This window comes from Bacillus sp. FSL P2-0069, assembly GCF_038593315.1.
Taxonomy (GTDB): domain Bacteria; phylum Bacillota; class Bacilli; order Bacillales; family Bacillaceae; genus Bacillus; species Bacillus safensis.
Window position 1 is genome coordinate 2976444 of the sequence record NZ_CP151984.1, and the last position, 18765, is coordinate 2995208.

Genomic DNA, 18765 nt, shown 5'->3' on the forward strand with positions numbered 1-18765 from the left:
CTTTTTTACGCTGCTTTTGTTTGTTGTTTTAATTCCTCAATATACTTCTTCGATTTCTCTTGATCAAATACTTTTTCCCACTTAGACATGACAATGGCTGCAAGTGAGTTACCAAATACGTTCACTGTTGTACGAACCATGTCAAGAAGTCGGTCGATCCCAACGATGAAGGCAAGTCCTTCAAGCGGCAGTCCCATAGCACCAAGAGTTGTGATGACAACAACGATCGATGCACCTGGTACACCAGCCATTCCTTTAGATGTCAGCATTAAAATTAATAGTAACGTAATTTGCTCATAGATGGAAAGAGGCATGCCGTACATTTGTGCAACAAATATCGCAGCAATGGATTGATAGATGGCACTTCCATCTAAGTTAAAGGTGTAGCCTGTTGGAATAACGAACGACGTGATCGCTTTCGGGCAGCCGAACTTCTCCATTTTGTCCATTAATCTAGGCAGTACAGCCTCTGAACTTGCTGTTGAGAATGCAAGAATGATTTCTTCTTTTAATACTTTAAATAGTGTAAAGACGCTTGTTCCAGCCATTTTCGCAATAATGCCAAGTACAACAATGACGAAGAATGCCATTGTACCGTAAACGACAAGTACCAGTTTGCCTAGCGGGAGAAGCGCTCCGACCCCGAATTTGATCACCGTCACACTGATGAGGGCGAATACACCAAATGGTGCAAACTTCATCACTTTATTGGTCACCCAGAACATGGCTTCGAGTATACCTTCAAAGAATCCTAATACTGGTTTTCCTTTGTCTCCAACTGCGGCAATTCCTAATCCGAATAAGACTGTAAAGAAGATGGTTGGTAATAGATCACCTTCTGCAATGGATTGGAAAACGTTTGTCGGTACAAGATGCACCAACGTTTCAGAGAAAGTCGCTTTTTCAGAAGAAGCCTTAGATGTCTCTTCATATTTAGAGATATCACCTTTCTCCATGTTGCTCATATCAATTCCTGTACCAGGATGGAACAAGTTTGCTGCAAGCAGTCCAACTGCTAATGCAATCGTTGTCACAATCTCGAAATAAAGAATGGTTTTTCCGCCGAGTCTTCCGATCGTTTTCATATCTCCAACACCTGCAACTGCTACAATCAATGCAGCAATAACAATTGGAAGAACGATCATTTTAATTAAATGGATGAATATATCGCCAATCGGCGTTAACACATTAATAACGGTTTCATTTTGATAAAACAGCGCTCCTACGACAACACCCAGAACAAGTGCAATGAGTATTTGAGAAGCTAACCCTAACTTTTTCATACGTGAACCCCCTTTTTTTGATAACGCTTTCTTTGTTGCTTAATCGCATCTTAACGACGAACCTACAAAAAACGACAAAAAGGAACAAAAAGAAGTGAATTTTTTATGAAAAATCTTTAAAAAGGTGGGTTTTTCCACAATATTGTAAAAAAAAGACTTCGCTTTTGGCGAAGTCTTAGAATATATAGACAACGTGTTAAAATGATTTTGTTTTAACACGTTGTCTTCTTTTCAGCGTGATAGAAAACCTTTGAAGTCGAGGAAGGTCGAGCACCAGCGCGGAGCGAATAGACATTCGCGAGCACTGGCGCACAGACCTGACAAAGAATGCGAGGGTTTGTCTACACGCTGTGACTTCGCTTTTGGCGAAGTCTTAATGATTTTGCATCTGTTCACTTGGTGTATGTTGATTTGGAAAAAATTCATCATAAATCGTATATCCAATGAGCACAAGAGCAACGTAGAACAATGCACTAACGGTCCAAATCCATTTGACATTCAGCTTCATTCTGCCACTCCCTCTCTAATTGGCTTCAATCGCTGCAATCTGAGCGCATTCAGCACAACGGACACGGAACTAAAGGCCATTGCTGCTCCTGCAAGCCATGGCGCAAGGAAACCAAATGCAGCAATCGGTATCCCAATACAGTTATAGGCAAGCGCCCAAAATAGGTTTTGTTTAATGTTTCTCATTGTTTTTTTACTAAATTCCAGCGCATCTGCAATGGCATGGAGATCTCCCGTCATGAGCGTAATATCTGCTGCTTCCATGGCAACGTCTGTCCCTGTTCCCACAGCCATCCCAATATTCGCTGTTGCAAGGGCTGGGGCATCATTGATACCGTCTCCGACCATGGCGACTTTCTTTCCCTGTTCCTGAAGCGCTGCAATGTGAGCCGCTTTTTCTTCAGGCAGCACTTCAGCAATGACATGATCAATGCCCGCCTGTTTCGCAATCGCCTCTGCTGTTAGTTTATTATCACCTGTCATCATCACAACGTGAATCCCCTGCTCTTTTAGACGAGCGATGGCTTGTGGAGAGGATGATTTGATTGTATCTGCGACCGCGACAATGCCGGCGACTTCACCGTCAATCGCAACAAGCATAGCCGTTTTTCCTTGCTCCTCCAGTGTTGTGACAGAAGCTTCAATTTGCTCATATTGGATATGATGTTTCTGTAATAGCTTACGCGTTCCAATCAAAAGCTTGTGTCCTGCTGCCTTTACTTCAATTCCATGACCTGGATCTGCTTGGAACGCTTCAACCTCGACCGCTTCAAGACCTCGTTCCTTCATACCGTCTGTGATCGCCCGGGCAAGCGGGTGTTCCGACTGCTGTTCTGCCGAGCCTGCTAGCTGCAGCAGCGTATCTTCTGTCCAGTTGGCATATGCCAGTACATCTGTCAGACTAGGCTCTCCTTTTGTCACAGTCCCTGTTTTATCTAACACGACCGTGTCGAGTGATTGAGTCACTTCTAAATGCTCTCCGCCTTTAAACAGAATGCCTGATTCAGCCGCACGGCCGCTGCCAGCCATAATAGAGGTTGGTGTCGCAAGGCCGAGCGCACACGGACATGCGATGACAATGACGGCTATAAAGGTTTCAAGTGCTGACGTCACATTTCCTGGATCAACAAAGAAAAACCATATGAGGAATGTGAGCACAGCAATTCCTACAACAATAGGAACAAATATCCCTGATATTTGATCTGCCATTCTTTGAATCGGTGCCTTTGAGCCCTGCGCTTGTTCTACGACTCGGATAATCTGTGAAAGAGCGGTCTCTTTCCCGACTTTAGTCGCTTTTATTTTGATGAATCCATTTTTATTGATCGTTGCCCCAATGACCATATCTCCTGCTGTTTTATCAACAGGCAGACTTTCTCCTGTAATCATGGACTCATCTATTGCGGTTGTCCCCTCTATGATTTCTCCATCTACCGGCACTTTTTCCCCGGGTTTGACAAACACAAGATCATTCACTTTCACGTCAGAAATAGGCACAGTCATCTGTTTGCCATCTCGCTCGATAACCGCTTCTTTCGCCTGTAAGCCCATCAGCTTTTGAATCGCTTCTGATGATCTTCCTTTTGCTCTTGCTTCCATTAATTTTCCGAGCACGATCAACGTAATGAGGACAGCACTTGTTTCATAATAGAGGGCTGCCTCATGTGTGCCTCTAATCGCTGACTGAATGCTTTCATATAAACTATAGAAAAACGCGGCAGATGTCCCAAGTGCGACAAGAACATCCATATTGGCACTTTTATTTCTTAAAGCCTTATACGCACCTACATAAAAGGGCCAGCCGACAATGAACTGCACCGGCGCTGCTAACGCCAGCTGTACCCATGGATTCATAAACGCTTCTGGCAGCCAAATAAAGGATGTAAAAGAAAAATGGCTGACCATTGCCCAAAGAAGCGGCAGTGATAAAATCATCGAGAATAAAAAGCGTGCCGTTTGCTTTTCTATTGCAGCTTGCCGGTGATCTTTTTTTCCTTCCTCCGCTTGATCTGCATCTGGTTCTATTAAAGAATACCCAATAGACTGCACCGCATCTTTTATGTCATTTGCAGACGTTTGGCCCGGATGATATGTGACCTGAAGTGTCTCAAGCGCAAAATTTACAGACCCGTGATCGACACCGTCCATTCGGTTAATTTTTTTCTCGATTCGGTTTGCACAAGCCGCACACGTCATTCCCTCTATATCAAATTCTGCTTGCTCCATCACCACATCATAGCCAAGCGATTGAACTTTTCGCTTTAAATCATCTGGTGTTAGTTTCTCTGTTTCATAGACAATATGGGAAGTGTCAAGCGCCAAATTCACACTGGCATCCTCCACACCTTCCAGCCTGTTCAATCCCTTTTCGATACGGCCTGCACAAGCAGCACAGGTCATCCCCGTAATTTGAAAGTCAATTTCCTTTTTCATTGATCTCACCTCTCCATATACTCCATGGGGGTATTATTTTTTGAAAAAAATACGTGCTGTACTGCAGCACGTATACTTATTTATACGACATCATATCCCTGTTCTTCAATCACATCAGAAATACGGTGTAACGTGACTTGATCCGGATGAAATGAAACCTCCACCTGTCCTTTGTCTAAATGGACTTTCACAGATTCCACACCTGCTAATTCTCCTACATTTCCTTCGACTGCTTTCACGCAATGTCCGCAAGACATGCCCTGCACTTGAAGTGTTGCTTGTTCCACTTCTCATCGCCTCCATCAATCATTTTCTACAATTTACTATACCCTAGTAGGGTATGGATGTAAACATAAATGCTACGATTTTGTCAGTTTCGTAAAGACCGTCATTAACTCTTCAATGGCTTCATCCCCATTGCCGCTCTTGATAGCATCTGCAACACAATGATGTGTATGCTTTTCCATCAAATGAAGACTGACTTTTTTCAAAGCCGCATTGACTGCAGAGATTTGATTCACAACATCTATACAGTAACGATCGTTTTCAATCATTTGCTGGATCCCGCGAACTTGTCCTTCCACTCGTTTCAAGCGATTGATCAATTGGTCTTTTTCCTTTTCGGCTCTAGGCGAAGCCATATGTCTTTCTTCATGTTCTGTCATGTGATCACCTTTTTTTCATTATGACTTGTCTTTACCTAAATTAAAGCATATCTCCACCGAAAAAGGCAAAGATATGCTGAGCACCGCATATAAAGCTGTTTGTCCTAATTTGTTAATTGTTCGATATCCTGCAAAAGATTGACGGATTGCTGAAGCTGTTTCATCAATCCCTGCTGATCCTCCAGTATGGCGGCAACATCGATATCGCCTGCTTTCAATTGCTGTATATATGTTTGGATCTCCTCTGACAGCACTTTATTTTTTTCAATGATTTGTGCATGAAGGTCTTCTGCCATTTTTGGCGCTGTGACTTCATTAAAATCTTGAATGTCTGCCTTCAACGATTCAAGCTGCTGCGTTAATTCCGCCTTTTTGGCGGCGTTTTGCACAGCTTCTTCAGCGAGCTTTGGAAATTCCTCTGTAAATTGCTGAATGTCCGTCACATAGTCATTTGCCTCAGTGACATACGTCGTTGTATCGTTGACCTGATCAAGCAAGCCGGAGCAACCGCTTAATACAAGCGTTCCGGAAAATAGACAAGCCATCACGTATTTTTTCAAGATCGATCATCCTTTCATCTGTAGGATTAAAAGCATCATTTGTTCCGCTTCCCTATCACACAGATGCAAAAAGACCTTAAAAATAGCCAGACCTTTGCCTCATGTGTGATAGGCAAAGGTCTGGCTAACATTGTTCATGCCGGAATGGCCGAGAAACAACGAATGTTTCTGTAGTGACGACCAAAACCGTAAAAGCTACTCCCCTTTAGGAAACTGTTCAAATGTTATGTTTATCATATCGAATGTCAGGACAACAGTCAATGCAGAAGATCCTGCTCTTGATACAGAACATGGCCCTTACCAGTGGATGCATAAATCCGGTTCCGTCCTTGGCGTTTTGACATATACAAGGCCTGATCCGCTTCAAATAGAAGTGTCTCTAATACACAAGGATCATTGGCTGTGTGAGCAATTCCAAAGCTCGCTGTCACTCGCACTTTTTCCTTATCATTCGTAAAGAAACTTGCTTCAAACGAATGTCTTATTTGCTCCGCGATATGACATGCCTCTTTAAATGACTGATGAGGCAGACAAATGGCAAACTCTTCTCCCCCATATCGTCCAAATAAATCATCCATTTGTAAATGCTCCTGACAAATAGAGACAACATGACGCAGCGCTTCATCCCCGATATGATGTCCGTGTGTGTCATTGATTTGTTTAAAGAAATCAATATCAAACAGCATAACAGCGGTATCCTGCGCATCCTCTTCAAGGATCAACTGCGTTCGTTCGATGAAAGAAGATCGATTGAAAATATTCGTCAAACCATCGATATACGCACGACGCTCCAGCTCTTCCTGCAGCAAACGCTGCTCTGTAACATCACTGATCACTATTTGCCTGCCCTCAATCTCTCCTCTTCTATTAAATAGAGACGAAGCGGTCAGATGATAATAATAGGACTGGTCTTTTTCTTTTTTCCACATTAAATCATATTGCGAATGATCCTGCGGAGAGCGCAGCCATTGAATGAACGCTGAATCTTTGATGATTGCTGAGAAAATATCGTCGATCTTATAGCCAATTCCCTTTTTATTCGCAAGTGCTGGAATGATCGATGCAGCAGCGGGATTGTAATCAATGAGTGTCCGATATCGATCTAAAATCAAAACCCCTTCAGACATATGCTCAAACACACGCTCCATTGCAATGGGAGACAGCTTAAACAGCTGGAACGACATAATTGCCCATAAATAGAGTGCGTTGGTAATAAACATCACCACAGGAACCGGATCAATATGCAGGGGTGTAACGCCTAGTAAATAAATAAAAGAAGTCAAAATTGGTAAGGACATTCCCACTAACAGTATCAGAATCTGCTTTAAATATTCTTTTTTTGTGACACGTAAAAACCAAAGCAGCATAAAAATAGCAAGCATCGAACAGCCAAACGTATAAACGCCATGAATGATATACCAATAGCCAATCGTAAAATCAGCCAATAAAAACCCATCTACTGGATTCATCGTGATGCTTCGATAAAAGAGTGAATGTAAAGAGTTGGTGAACACCATAATGGTTGTGAGAGTTGGAATCAATAAGATGAGAAGCACGCGGCGCTTTGTGAAATATTGATGGAACCCCGTAAATTGCAGCACAATCAGCAGACTGAGCGGTGCGATAAACGGAAGACCTATGTATTGAAAACAAACCCAGAACATGATTTCTTCAGGGGTACGAGCCAATAATTCAAACGTATGCCCAAAGATATAAATCGCAGTTGCTCCAGACATGTACATAAACAATTGACAGCCAATATACCGGTGGCGGTTCGCATGAGCAATGATTGATAATATCACGGACAGAATGCCAGAAACACTCATGATCACAATAAAATGTAAAACAATCGAATCCATGTAAACGCCCCAATTTCAGTTATTTAGAACTAGTCTAATCTTACTATATATGAGGACGTCTCAAATGGGAAGATGTGATTTTGAATTGGTTGGAGGTTTTTTAAAATCTTTATGACATTTGTTTATTCTTCTTTTTTTACAAAACACCCCACAAGGGTCTTAAGACACCTTTTTAACTAATTAAAAATTCGCCGAAAATTAACTTCCAGCTCAATATAAAACCTACTTTTTTACCCTTTTTTATCATAATTACCACACCAGATTTTTTTTACAGTACAATGATGACAACATTAAATGGAAGGGGAAAACTTAATGAACAAAAACAATCGTAGTAAGATTTCTAAACTATTTATAGGCTTGTTAACAATTATCATATCCACAACGTTTTTTTCCAATGTAAGCTATGCGGAAGTGAAAAAATCAGATGATAGCAACTCTGAAAAAAATCAATCACTTCATTCTGAACAAAAAGATGTTAAAAAGACAAAAGTCAGTATGAAAGACATAAAGAAAATAGAGTCATATCTATATTTATCTAAAAAAGGAACACTTATTTTAAAACCAGATTATACTGATTTGAATCTAGATCATACAATAATTAAAGCAGTAAAGACATGGCTGAAGTATAGCAACCAATTAGTACTTGAAAAAAAGCTGTTATTCAACCTGATTTTAGTATTAAAATGCTAGATGAATCTAACACTGATTCACTTGATCATAAGGTATCAACATTATCTAAAGGATGCGGTAAGAACGGTCACAATGTTTATTGGTGGGGATATAACTTGTACTTTGATTGCAATGAGACCAGATCTTTATATCAGTCTTTCAAAGCTGGAGGTGGCGCTACTAGTGGAATCGCAGCCATTTCTAGATTCATACCAGTTCCTCCTACTCAACTAGCTAGTGCTATTGCTGGAGTAATTGGTGGAGGGCTTGTGGGATTTGGTCAAATGATTCAAGATGAACATGAAGGACATGGCGTAAGAATAAGATTTACTGGATTAGGTTATGCAGCAGTTCCATCTGGTGTATTTCCACAATAAATATAGGGAGGTAAAAAAATGACCTTCATCATTATCATGGCAGGTTTATTTATGCTCATTCTTTTAGATAAACCGTTTCAAAAAAGAAAGTCTGGTTTATTATTCTTAGTATGTTATTTATTACTCATTTCATTGTATATTATTAATACAACGTTTATGAAATTTGTATCAAATAAACTTTTACTTATTATAGCTATTTTCGTAGTTAGCCCTTTGTTTATTCGATTCCTTAAACCTTCTCAAAAAACTGAACAGTGATTACTACAAAAAAAGATGACGGACTGTCATCTTTTTTTTATAGGACTTAGACTGATATTTCGATAGAATCATCAGCGATTCACTTCTCCATATACCTCATTCAACATATCCTCCATAATGTACGACTTAAATTCATCGTTCTCTAAAATCTTCATAAAGAACTCCTGATTGCTACTCATTCGGTCGATAACAAAATTCATAAATGTTTTTTCGAAAGCAAATTTGAAGTTTTCTTTTGTATTGTTTTTCGCTTTCTGACGGAGATCATCATCATTCAACATGTCCTCTTTCACCTGTTCACGAGAAAGAAAATCTGTATCTGTAAATTGTGTACCAAAGCGTTCATTTAACTTTTCTAACACGCTTGATAATCGCACCTTCTCATCTTCAACTGCACCACCAGCACCATGCTTCTGTGGATCAAGTTCAATGCCTCCCGTTTTTTCCAGCTCGATGCTTCCTTCGAATACCTTTTGATTGCGGTAGTATTCAAGTGCAATATCATCAGCTAAATAAACGTCCTTATCACCAGTTGTACGAGGTAGTTTGCGCAACAAGTATGTTAAATAAATATACTGTTTGTGTAAGCCTAGATCAATAAACGTTACAACTTGTAGCACGAAACTATACGTACGAATAAATTTTGTTGCAGCTTGTTTAAAATCAACCTGTTCTTCTTCTGAAAGCTTTTTATATCGCTCTACACCTTTGTCAAGAATTGCATTTAACTCTGTTTGCGCCCTAGTTGATTTTTTCACTCCGTCTGTTACTTCAAGTTCATTAACCCTTTGCACCTCATCTTCCTTAAATACTTGATGAGGCTCGATATCAGCCTGAATATCATAAAGGATATTAGGGTCCGTAATTTCAGATAGACTTGTTGATTCGTAATATGGTTGGAACGAAGCTTTCATAACCTCTGGTTCATTTACAAAATCGAGTACGAATGTGTCCTCTTTACCTGGGCAAGTACGATTTAAACGAGATAGGGTTTGCACCGCTTTAATACCACTTAATGGCTTGTCTACATACATCGTATGCAACAGTGGTTCATCAAATCCCGTTTGATATTTCTCAGCTACAAGCAATACTTTGAATTCATCAGAATTGAATTTATCAGGTAGCTCTTTTTCAGAGAAACTGTTCATGTCCGGCTCCGTATAATCTATTCCACCGTCTTTTACAGTACCTGAGAATGCCACAACTGTTTTTAAATCGTGATATCCCTTTTCATGAATATATTTATCAAAAGCAATTTTATAACGTACTGCATGTAAACGGCTTGCTGTCACGACCATTGCCTTGGCACGTCCACCAATTTTCCGCTGTACAAAATTCCGATAATGTTCAATGATAATTTCTGTTTTTTGTTCAATGCTGTGCGGATGCAATGAAACGTATTGAGCAAGCTTTTTGGTGGCTTGCTTCTTCGATACCTCCGGATCATCATCGACAGTCTTGGCAATTTTCCAGAACGTTTTATACGTTGTGTAATTTTCAAGTACATCTAAAATAAACCCTTCTTCAATTGCTTGACGCATTGTGTATTGATGAAAGGCCTCTGGCTTACCATCAATACCAACTGTACCAAACTTCTCTAACGTCTTGGGCTTTGGAGTCGCTGTAAATGCAAAAAACGATACGTTATCCTGTTTCCCACTTTTCAAAATGGCTTCTACAATTTTCTCGTCTACATCAACTAAGTTTTCTTCATCAATCCGGTCTTCCTCATATGCTGCTTCTAACGTCTTATCTGATAAAACATTTGTTAAGGCAGTAGATGCTTTACCACCTTGAGATGAGTGCGCTTCATCGATAATAACTGCATATTTTTTTCGCTCTAAGCCCGCTACTTTTTCCAAAATAAACGGGAACTTTTGGAGCGTTGTAATAATAATGCGTGTTTCACTATTAATAGCACGTGCTAATTGCTCTGAATTTTTATCGACTGGCTCCACCATTCCTGCTTTATGCTCTAACTGATACACTGCGTCTTGCAATTGCTTGTCTAACACTCGGCGATCGGTAATCACAATCACACTACTAAAGATCGATTCATTTTCCTCGTTATGTAGCTTAGCTAAACGGTGTGCAAGCCACGAAATCGAGTTCGTCTTACCAGATCCCGCAGAGTGCTGGATTAAATAATTTTGACCGACAAGCTTATGTGCTACATCTGCTTCTAACTTACGTACAACATCAAGCTGATGGAAACGAGGAAAAATGAGCATTTGACGCTCACCTATTGTTTCACCGTTTGAATCTTTAATGTCGTCTTTCTTAATAAAGATGAAGCGATATATAATATCGAGCAAGCTATCAGGTGCTAAAATGTCATCCCATAAATAATGCGTTCGATAGTTGTCACCGTAAGTTAACGGATTGCCTTTCCCACCATTATTGCCTTTGTTAAATGGGAGGAAGTATGTTTTGCTCTTATCAAGCTTTGTTGTCATAAACACTTCATCTGGGTCAACGGCAAAGTAAACAGCAACACGCTCATTAAATTTAAATAGCTGCTCACGTGGATCACGGTCATTCTTTAATTGTTTCATCGCATCTTCAACTGTTTGATTTGTTAATGGATTTTTCAGCTCCATCACTACAAGTGGTAAACCGTTTAAAAACAGCACCATATCTAAGCTATTGTTATGTTTATCACTGTAAAACACTTGGCGAGCAACATTAAAACGGTTCTTCCTATACTGCTCATTTAATGTTTTATTCATATCGGTCGGTGGCTGGTTATACGCAAGTTGTAATGTGACACCACGGTCTTTAATCCCTTTACGTAAACATTCAATCAAACCTTGTTTATGTAGCTGACCTTTAATGCGCTTTAACACTTGTTCTTGATAAGTAGGACCATACGATTTTTCTAACGTACGCATCCGCTTTTCCTGCGTATCTTCTAAAAATGCAAATAGCTCTTCTACGTCGATTGCATGCTGCTTGAAAGAGCTACTTGCCTCACCTTGTAACACACGCTTTTTATAGCCATTCGTGATTAATGCTAATTCGATATTTGTCTCAAAACCTGTTTCTGTCGTATCGATCGCCATTACCATTCACCTCACTTCATCAAGTTCCATATCACGTACGTCGATTTTGCCTGTTACTGCTTCGTAGATAAGGGATTGGCGGTATTCTTTTAGTTTTTCAATCTGCTCTTTTAATTTATTGATAACTTCAAGTATCTCTTTTTCTTTAAATTTAATATTTAACAAAATGCTTTTAATCTCATTTTCATCATTCGGTACAGGTATAGAAAGATTAGCATATTTTTCAGCACTTACATTTTGAATAGTAGCCTGAATTAGAATTGAGTTTATCCATTGTTTATATAAACTAGAGTTTGTAAAATAATAAATATACTCAGCCAATTCTAATGTTCTTACCCTTAATTTAATTAAATAACCCGCATAACTTGCCTCTTTTTCTTCCTTATGAATATACGATTTCCCTACAGTTGCACCGCTACGAGCAAGCAAAATATCTCCTTTTTTCACAACATATTTATTAGCTATATCTAATGGTATAGATTTAAAAGTTTCATTCTTCAGATTACCTAATTCATCAATATCAGTAATACGAATATAGCGTGGTAACTTTTCATCATCTAACTCTGCTGACTCATTTGCTCCGTACAATAATTTCTCTTGTATTAAATATTTTATTTTCTTAGTACCCCAATGCTCAGGAATCTCACCAATCCACTCAACACCTGAATCTTTCATTTTCACATTCGGATTTAAACCTTTTGTAACAGCTTCTGTGATGATTGATTGGCGTTGTAGTTCTAAAAGCTTAATCATCTTTTCTTTTTTATTAATTAATTGATTAGTTTCTTCAAATTTCTTATCAACAAAAGTTACTATTTTACTTTGCAATTCTAAAGGTGGAATAGCTATTCTGATATTTCGAATAATACCTTGACTAATATTTGGCTGTCCTCCACCATGAGAAAGATTAATAATTTCTGTACGATGTCCCATTAACCAATAAAAAATAAATTTAGTAATAACTCCTCTAGGTTTTGATAACACACAACATGCTTGATTAGTAGTAGTTTCATATTTAGTTATGCCTAGTTTACCAATGGTTGCACCATACATTGCCATAACTAAAGAGTCTTTAGGAAAAATAGTTAAAGCTGAAAATTTATCTAGTGCTTGCTGAGACACGTATTTAGATGTTTTTTCTATATAACTATCTGTTAAATCACCTGTGTTTAACCAAGCCATATCAGGCGAGTCATAATACATTTCATTTGATGCTGAAGGTGTAGTACCACTACCTATTACATCGAATAACCATGATATTTTTTTCTTTGGCCATAGCTTATTCCTCATCCCAGCACCTTCTTCAATTGCTCAGCAATCTCTGCTTCTAATGCACGAATCTCGTCCATAATTTCAGTTGAACTGCGTAATGCTGTGTATTTGTAGAAATGCCGAGTAAATGGAATTTCGTAGCCGATTTTTGTTTTTGATTCATCAATCCATGCATCTGGTACATGTGGTAATACTTCACGTGCAAAATAGTCATGAATGTTCTCTTTTAAAGGTACATTTTCAGTATCACGTAAGTCTGTATCTGGCTCGATGTCTGTTTTATTTTTCATACATACATCAGCTGTTTCATCTTTTTCTGATAGACCAGCTAAAATTGCTTTTAATACAGGTGCCCCAATAGTAATACCCGCTTGCTCCAACGCATCTTTTAGTACTTTCGTGAACTCGTCACGATTTTTATATACTGTATCGCTTTCTAACATGCGTAAAACATATAAAATTTGCGTTTGCAGCTTCTTACCCTCTTCAATTTCAAAGTGACCTGCATCACCTTTTTTCTTCGATGTTGCTAAGTTCGCAAAGCCTTTTTGCTCTACAACACGTGCCAAGCGCTCTTCATTTACTTGGAAGTTTAAACGTAATGGACGTTCTACTGTAATTTTCGAATAACCAAAGTCTTCATTCTCAAAAATCTTCACGTACTCGTTTGGCTGTGCATCGCCGTATAAACGAACAATCTCATTCATTTGCTCTTCTGTAATTTCGTTTCGTTTGCTCCCCATCGACTTTTTCATTTTTTTCGAGAAGTCTACAGCATTGACTAACCGTACTTTCCCTTTATAAAGAGGTGCTTTATTGTTTGTTAAAATCCAAATGTACGTTGCAATGCCTGTGTTGTAGAAAAGATCGTTCGGCAATGCGACAATACCTTCTACTAAATCGTTTTCAAGCACATACCTTCGAATTTCACTTTCACCAGAACCTGCATCACCTGTAAATAACGGCGAACCATTCATAATAATGGCTAACCGAGAGCCTTGTGGATTTTCTGCTGTGACTGGTTTCATTTTTGAGATTAAGTGCATGAGAAATAATAGCTGCCCGTCACTTGTACGAGGCGTACCAGGTCCGAAACGACCATCAAAACCTTGTTTCTCATGTTCGTTTTTAATCGCCTTTTCATACGATTTCCAGTCCACTCCGTACGGTGGATTTGAAATTAAGTAATCGAATGTATCATGTGGGAATAGATCGTTTGATAACGTATTTCCTAAACGAATGTTACGTGCATCTTCACCTTTAATAAGTAAGTCTGCCTTACAAATCGCATAGGACTCAGGGTTAATCTCTTGACCGAAAAATTCTAAATGTGCTGTTGGATTTTGATTAAGTAAATATTCTTGGGCAACTGAACCCATACCACCTGTACCAGCTGCACAGTCATACAATGTTTGTGTTAAACCTGGCTTCGTTAAAATGCTAGCATCATCATGTAAAAATAATAAATGTGTCATTAAACGAATAACTTCACGTGGCGTGTAATGATCCCCTGCTTCTGCATACTCATTAAAACGACGGATTAGTTCCTCAAATACATAACCCATCTCAATGTTTGAAACTCTTTCTGGATGTAAATCGATTTCACTAAAGCGTTTAATCGTTAAGTATAATAAGTCATTTTGATCAAGCTTATCGATTTGGCGATCGAAATCGAAATGCTCCATGATATCACGAGCCACTTTTGAGAAACCATTTATATAGTCACGTAAGTTATCAGCGATATTATCAGCGTCTGTTAATAGCTTGTTAAAATCATACTTACTTATGTTGTGAAAGTTTTGCTTAGAAACACGATTTAAAATCTGCTCACGTGCTTCATCTGTCATATTTGGATACTGCTCTGCTTTCACTAACACTTCTTCTTTTGTGCTTTCTAATACGCAGTCAAAACGGCGTATTACAGCTAATGGCAAAATAATTTCACCGTAATCTTCTGGCTTATATGGCCCACGTAAAATCTCTGCAATTGACCAAATGAAGCTTACTTTATCTTGGAAGTTGATCATGTTATGTACCTCATTTTAAATTTATTTTCTCGATAATAATTCTTGTAAAAATAATGCAATATTACATTCAATTATAAATGGTCCAACAACAAAACGTAACTGCAAAAAATAGAAACTTTAACCAAAGACATTGGAATTAGTAACTCTTCAGATCAACCTGATATAAAGAACTCTTATTATTAGCTCTCTACATTGTAAATTTTATAAATCACCGACAATAGAAAAAAGCCAAAACCCCTGATATGAAAGGACTTTGACCTCATTGATTTCCTCCGAAATCATATGTATGGAGACGGTGGGAGTCGAACCCACGTCCAGAGACATCGATTACTTAAGCGTCTACGAGCGTAGTCAACATATTTACGTGTTCACTCATCCTCATGCCTGCTGACGGGCGCTTGGAGAGCTAGTCTGATGGATCTCTTCTTACGTCCTCAGACGGAAACGTAAGCGTAGCCTACTTCATTGGGCTCCTCACAGACACATAGGCGATGTCAGGAAGAGCTCGCTGCGCTTATTAGGCAGCTAGTGCTAAGTTTTGGTTAAAACTTTTAGTTTTGCCAGTTACATTTAAGTGCGTGTTAACGAGATCGCCTCTCGGCTCGCAGCCTAAGCTCGAACCATCCCTGTCGAATCCGTAACGTCCCCTTGTAAAAGGGATATACGGGATGGAAGTTCAGCTTCACTGCTTCCGTATATAACTATTATAACAATCTCATCGCTCGAAACAACTGGTGGTTTCTGTCAAAACAGCGATGATTGTTTACTGCATAACATATTGTAGCATAATGCTTCCGCTCTCAGCAAGCCATCAGCATCAGGCTAGAATTGCTTTTGACGATCGCGGAAGGCACGTTCGATTTCACGTTTTGCATCTTTTTTCTTCAGATCTTCACGCTTATCGTATTTCTTCTTCCCTTTTCCGATTCCGATCAGCACTTTGGCAAAGCCATTTTTCAAATAGAGTTTCAGAGGCACAAGTGAATAGCCTTCTTCCTTCGTCGCACCAATCAATTTGCTGATTTGCTTGCGATGAAGCAGCAGCTTTCTCGTTCTCAGCGGATCATGGTTATAACGGTTCCCCTGTTCGTATGGGCTCACGTGCATATTATGAAGAAACACTTCTCCTCGCTCGATTTTGGCAAAGGAATCTTTTAAATTCACTTTTCCAGCACGAATCGATTTGATTTCAGTTCCTTGTAATACTAGGCCGGCTTCGTATGTTTCTTCTATAAAGTAATCATGATTTGCTTTTTTGTTTTGGGAAACAACTTTTCCCTCTCCCTTTGGCATTGGCGTACACCCTCCTTTTGACACAAACACGGTCCAAATCGTACGGATTATTTTATCAAACAATCCAGCTTTCGACAATGCTGACGCCATGTGGTCAAAAAGCAAATAGAGCGGGATGCCCTATTTGCTTTTTGGCACGTTACTTTTTCTTTTTGCGTTTTTGTTTCGGTGCGTTTTCAAATACGCGTTTTTTCTTTTTCTTCTTTTTACGGTTTGTGAACCAGTCACTTCCGCTTTTATCCTCTTTGCCTTTTTCCCCAGAGGCTTTTTGACCTCCACGCCCTTTTTTCGCTGGTGGATCTGTCCGTTTTTTGAACTTGAAATCTTTTGGAGATTTACGGCGAGTGCCTTTCATCCCGACGATTTCAAAATCAATTGAGTGCTCATCTTTATTAACATTAACAACTTTGACAGTGATTTCGTCACCGATACGGTAGACATTCCCTGTACGTTCACCGATCATGGCAAAGTGCTGTTCATCAAAGCGATAATAGTCGTCTGTCATGTAGCTGACATGGACAAGACCTTCTATCGTATTCGGCAGTTCAACGAATAGTCCAAAGTTCGTCACAGAACTAATCATGCCATCAAACTCTTCACCGATTTTATCTAGCATAAACTCTGCCTTTTTCAGATCATCTGTTTCACGCTCTGCATCGACTGAGCGGCGCTCCATCGTGGACGCATGATCTGCGATTTCAGGAAGCAGCTGGCCCCACTTTTCTAGAGTCGCTTCATCTGTCTTTTTCTGAATCAAATAGGTTCTAATCAGCCTATGCACGATTAAATCCGGGTAACGGCGGATCGGTGATGTGAAGTGTGTATAGAATTCCGTTGATAATCCAAAATGGCCAATGCTTTCTGGATCATACTTCGCCTGTTTCATAGAGCGAAGCATCACAGTTTGAATGACGACTTCTTCTGGTTGATCCCTGACAGCATCGAGGACACTTTGAAGTGCACGCGGGTGAATGTTCGTTGACGTCCCTTTCACAATGTAACCAAATGTCGTTACGAACTCTAAAAAGCGCTGAAGCTTCTCAGGGTTTGGTTCTTCGTGAATTCGGTAAATGAACGGAACATTCATCCAGTGGAAATGCTCTGCAACCGTTTCGTTTGCAACAAGCATGAATTCTTCAATTAATTTCTCTGCAACGGAACGCTCACGAATGACAACGTCTTTCGCTGCGCCTTCATCATCTACAAGTACTTTTGCTTCCTTGAAATCAAAGTCTACAGCTCCGCGCTCCATTCGTTTGTCACGAAGAATCTCTGCAAGCTTCTCCATCTCTTGAAACATCGGCACTAGCGGCTCATATTTGTTTAAAAGCTCTTCGTCTTGGTCGACTAAAATCTTATTCACATCAGAATAGGTCATTCTCTCCGTCGTTTTGATCACACTTTGGAAAATCTCGTGTTTGACGACTTTTCCGTTTCGATCAATGACCATTTCACAAGACAGTGTGAGACGATCGACCTTTGGATTTAATGAACAAATACCGTTTGACAAACGATGCGGAATCATCGGGATGACGCGGTCGACGAGATACACACTCGTTCCACGTTCATAAGCTTCCTGATCAATCGGCGAATTCTCTGTGACATAATGAGAAACGTCTGCAATGTGCACGCCAAGCTTATATTTGCCATCATCCAGCTTTTGCACGGTTACGGCATCATCTAAGTCCTTTGCATCTGCACCGTCAATCGTCACAATCGTTTCATTGCGCAAGTCGCGTCTGCCTTCAAGGTCTTTTTCATCAATCGTTTCCGGTGTGTCTACTGCCTGCTGAAGTGCTTCTTCTGGGAACTCACCTGGCAGACCGTGTTTATGAATGATCGACAAAATATCAATGCCAGGGTCATTTTTATGACCGAGGATTTCAGTCACTTCACCCTCTGCACTCATTCTTCCTTCAGGGTAGCTTGTCAGCGTCACAACGACTTTATGACCTTCGACCGCACCGTTTTTAGCGGATTTCGGAATGAAGATATCGTTTGTGATTTTTTTATCATCAGGAATGACAAAGCCAAAGCTTTTCGTTTCTGTATAGGTACCGACAACCGTCTGAGTATTGCGCTCCAGAATGCGGATGACCGTTCCTTCTTTTTTCGTGCCGTTTGATTTGTGGCTGACACGAACCATGACGGTATCGCCATTCATCGCTGTGCCTAACTCATTTGGCGGAATGAAAATATCATCCTGTCCAAACTCTTCAGGCGTTACAAATGCAAATCCTTTTGCATGAGCAGACAGCTTTCCTTTTACCAAATTCATTTTTTCTGGTACACCGTAACGGTCGCTGCGCGTGCGAACGATGAGTCCTTGATCCTCCAGCGTCACAAGTGCTTTGACGAGCTCTTTATAATCATCAGGATTGGTAATCTCCATCATGACTTCCAGCTCTTGAACAGTTAACGGTTTATACGCTTCTTCTTTCATAAAAGCGAGTAATTCATCCATAAATTCTTCTTTTTGCACACTCTAACCCCCTATATA

At 39.8% G+C, this 18765-nt stretch carries 13 protein-coding genes and 1 other RNA gene; 1 reads left to right on the top strand and 13 read right to left on the bottom strand.

The features are described from left to right. Nucleotides 1–5: 5 nt before the first annotated feature. From NSQ34_RS15350 to NSQ34_RS15380, 7 genes are all read right to left on the bottom strand, one after another. Complete coding sequence (locus NSQ34_RS15350; RefSeq protein ID WP_024426051.1) at nt 6–1283, bottom strand: cation:dicarboxylase symporter family transporter; 1278 nt, start codon at nt 1281–1283, stop codon at nt 6–8. Nucleotides 1284–1656: 373 nt separating this feature from the next. Continuing rightward, nucleotides 1657–1791: a hypothetical protein gene (locus NSQ34_RS15355; RefSeq protein WP_258011093.1), complete on the bottom strand. Its 135-nt coding sequence runs from the start codon at nt 1789–1791 to the stop codon at nt 1657–1659. Continuing rightward, complete coding sequence (locus NSQ34_RS15360) at nt 1788–4223, bottom strand: heavy metal translocating P-type ATPase (RefSeq protein WP_176967211.1); 2436 nt, start codon at nt 4221–4223, stop codon at nt 1788–1790. Before NSQ34_RS15360 ends, NSQ34_RS15355 begins: the two co-directional genes overlap by 4 nt. A gap of 80 nt (nt 4224–4303) precedes the next feature. After that, entirely contained in the window at nt 4304–4510 is a 207-nt protein-coding gene (gene copZ, locus NSQ34_RS15365) for a copper chaperone CopZ (RefSeq protein ID WP_024423475.1), read from the bottom strand. Nucleotides 4511–4582: 72 nt separating this feature from the next. Next, nucleotides 4583–4888: a metal-sensing transcriptional repressor gene (locus NSQ34_RS15370; protein ID WP_012011272.1), complete on the bottom strand. Its 306-nt coding sequence runs from the start codon at nt 4886–4888 to the stop codon at nt 4583–4585. A gap of 104 nt (nt 4889–4992) precedes the next feature. Next, on the bottom strand, nt 4993–5448 hold the full coding sequence (locus tag NSQ34_RS15375) for a DUF6376 family protein (RefSeq protein ID WP_034280921.1): 456 nt from the start codon (nt 5446–5448) through the stop codon (nt 4993–4995). Between the two features lie 257 nt (nt 5449–5705). After that, on the bottom strand, nt 5706–7307 hold the full coding sequence (locus NSQ34_RS15380) for a histidine kinase N-terminal 7TM domain-containing protein (protein ID WP_111926738.1): 1602 nt from the start codon (nt 7305–7307) through the stop codon (nt 5706–5708). 312 nt (nt 7308–7619) lie between these two features. On the opposite strand from NSQ34_RS15380, the gene NSQ34_RS15385 reads away from it, so the two are divergent. Further along, nucleotides 7620–7997, top strand: a complete 378-nt coding sequence (locus NSQ34_RS15385) for a hypothetical protein (protein WP_342500962.1) — start codon at nt 7620–7622, stop codon at nt 7995–7997. 685 nt (nt 7998–8682) lie between these two features. On the opposite strand, the gene NSQ34_RS15390 is transcribed toward NSQ34_RS15385, so the two are convergent. The 6 genes from NSQ34_RS15390 to rnr form a co-directional block, all read right to left on the bottom strand. After that, a complete protein-coding gene (locus tag NSQ34_RS15390) occupies nt 8683–11673 on the bottom strand; it encodes a type I restriction endonuclease (protein WP_176967210.1) in 2991 nt (996 codons plus the stop codon). Nucleotides 11674–11679: 6 nt separating this feature from the next. Then, the gene (locus tag NSQ34_RS15395; protein ID WP_176967209.1) at nt 11680–12963 is read right to left on the bottom strand and encodes a restriction endonuclease subunit S; all 1284 of its coding nucleotides are present in this window, start codon (nt 12961–12963) and stop codon (nt 11680–11682) included. Beyond that, nucleotides 12960–14972 (bottom strand): class I SAM-dependent DNA methyltransferase, encoded by a 2013-nt coding sequence (locus tag NSQ34_RS15400; protein WP_176967208.1) that lies wholly within the window; start codon nt 14970–14972, stop codon nt 12960–12962. Before NSQ34_RS15400 ends, NSQ34_RS15395 begins: the two co-directional genes overlap by 4 nt. A gap of 284 nt (nt 14973–15256) precedes the next feature. Next, nucleotides 15257–15620: a transfer-messenger RNA gene (gene ssrA, locus NSQ34_RS15405) on the bottom strand. 174 nt (nt 15621–15794) lie between these two features. After that, nucleotides 15795–16265 (bottom strand): SsrA-binding protein SmpB, encoded by a 471-nt coding sequence (gene smpB, locus NSQ34_RS15410; RefSeq protein ID WP_012011279.1) that lies wholly within the window; start codon nt 16263–16265, stop codon nt 15795–15797. A gap of 139 nt (nt 16266–16404) precedes the next feature. After that, the gene (rnr, locus tag NSQ34_RS15415) at nt 16405–18747 is read right to left on the bottom strand and encodes a ribonuclease R (RefSeq protein WP_041107812.1); all 2343 of its coding nucleotides are present in this window, start codon (nt 18745–18747) and stop codon (nt 16405–16407) included. Nucleotides 18748–18765 lie beyond the last annotated feature (18 nt).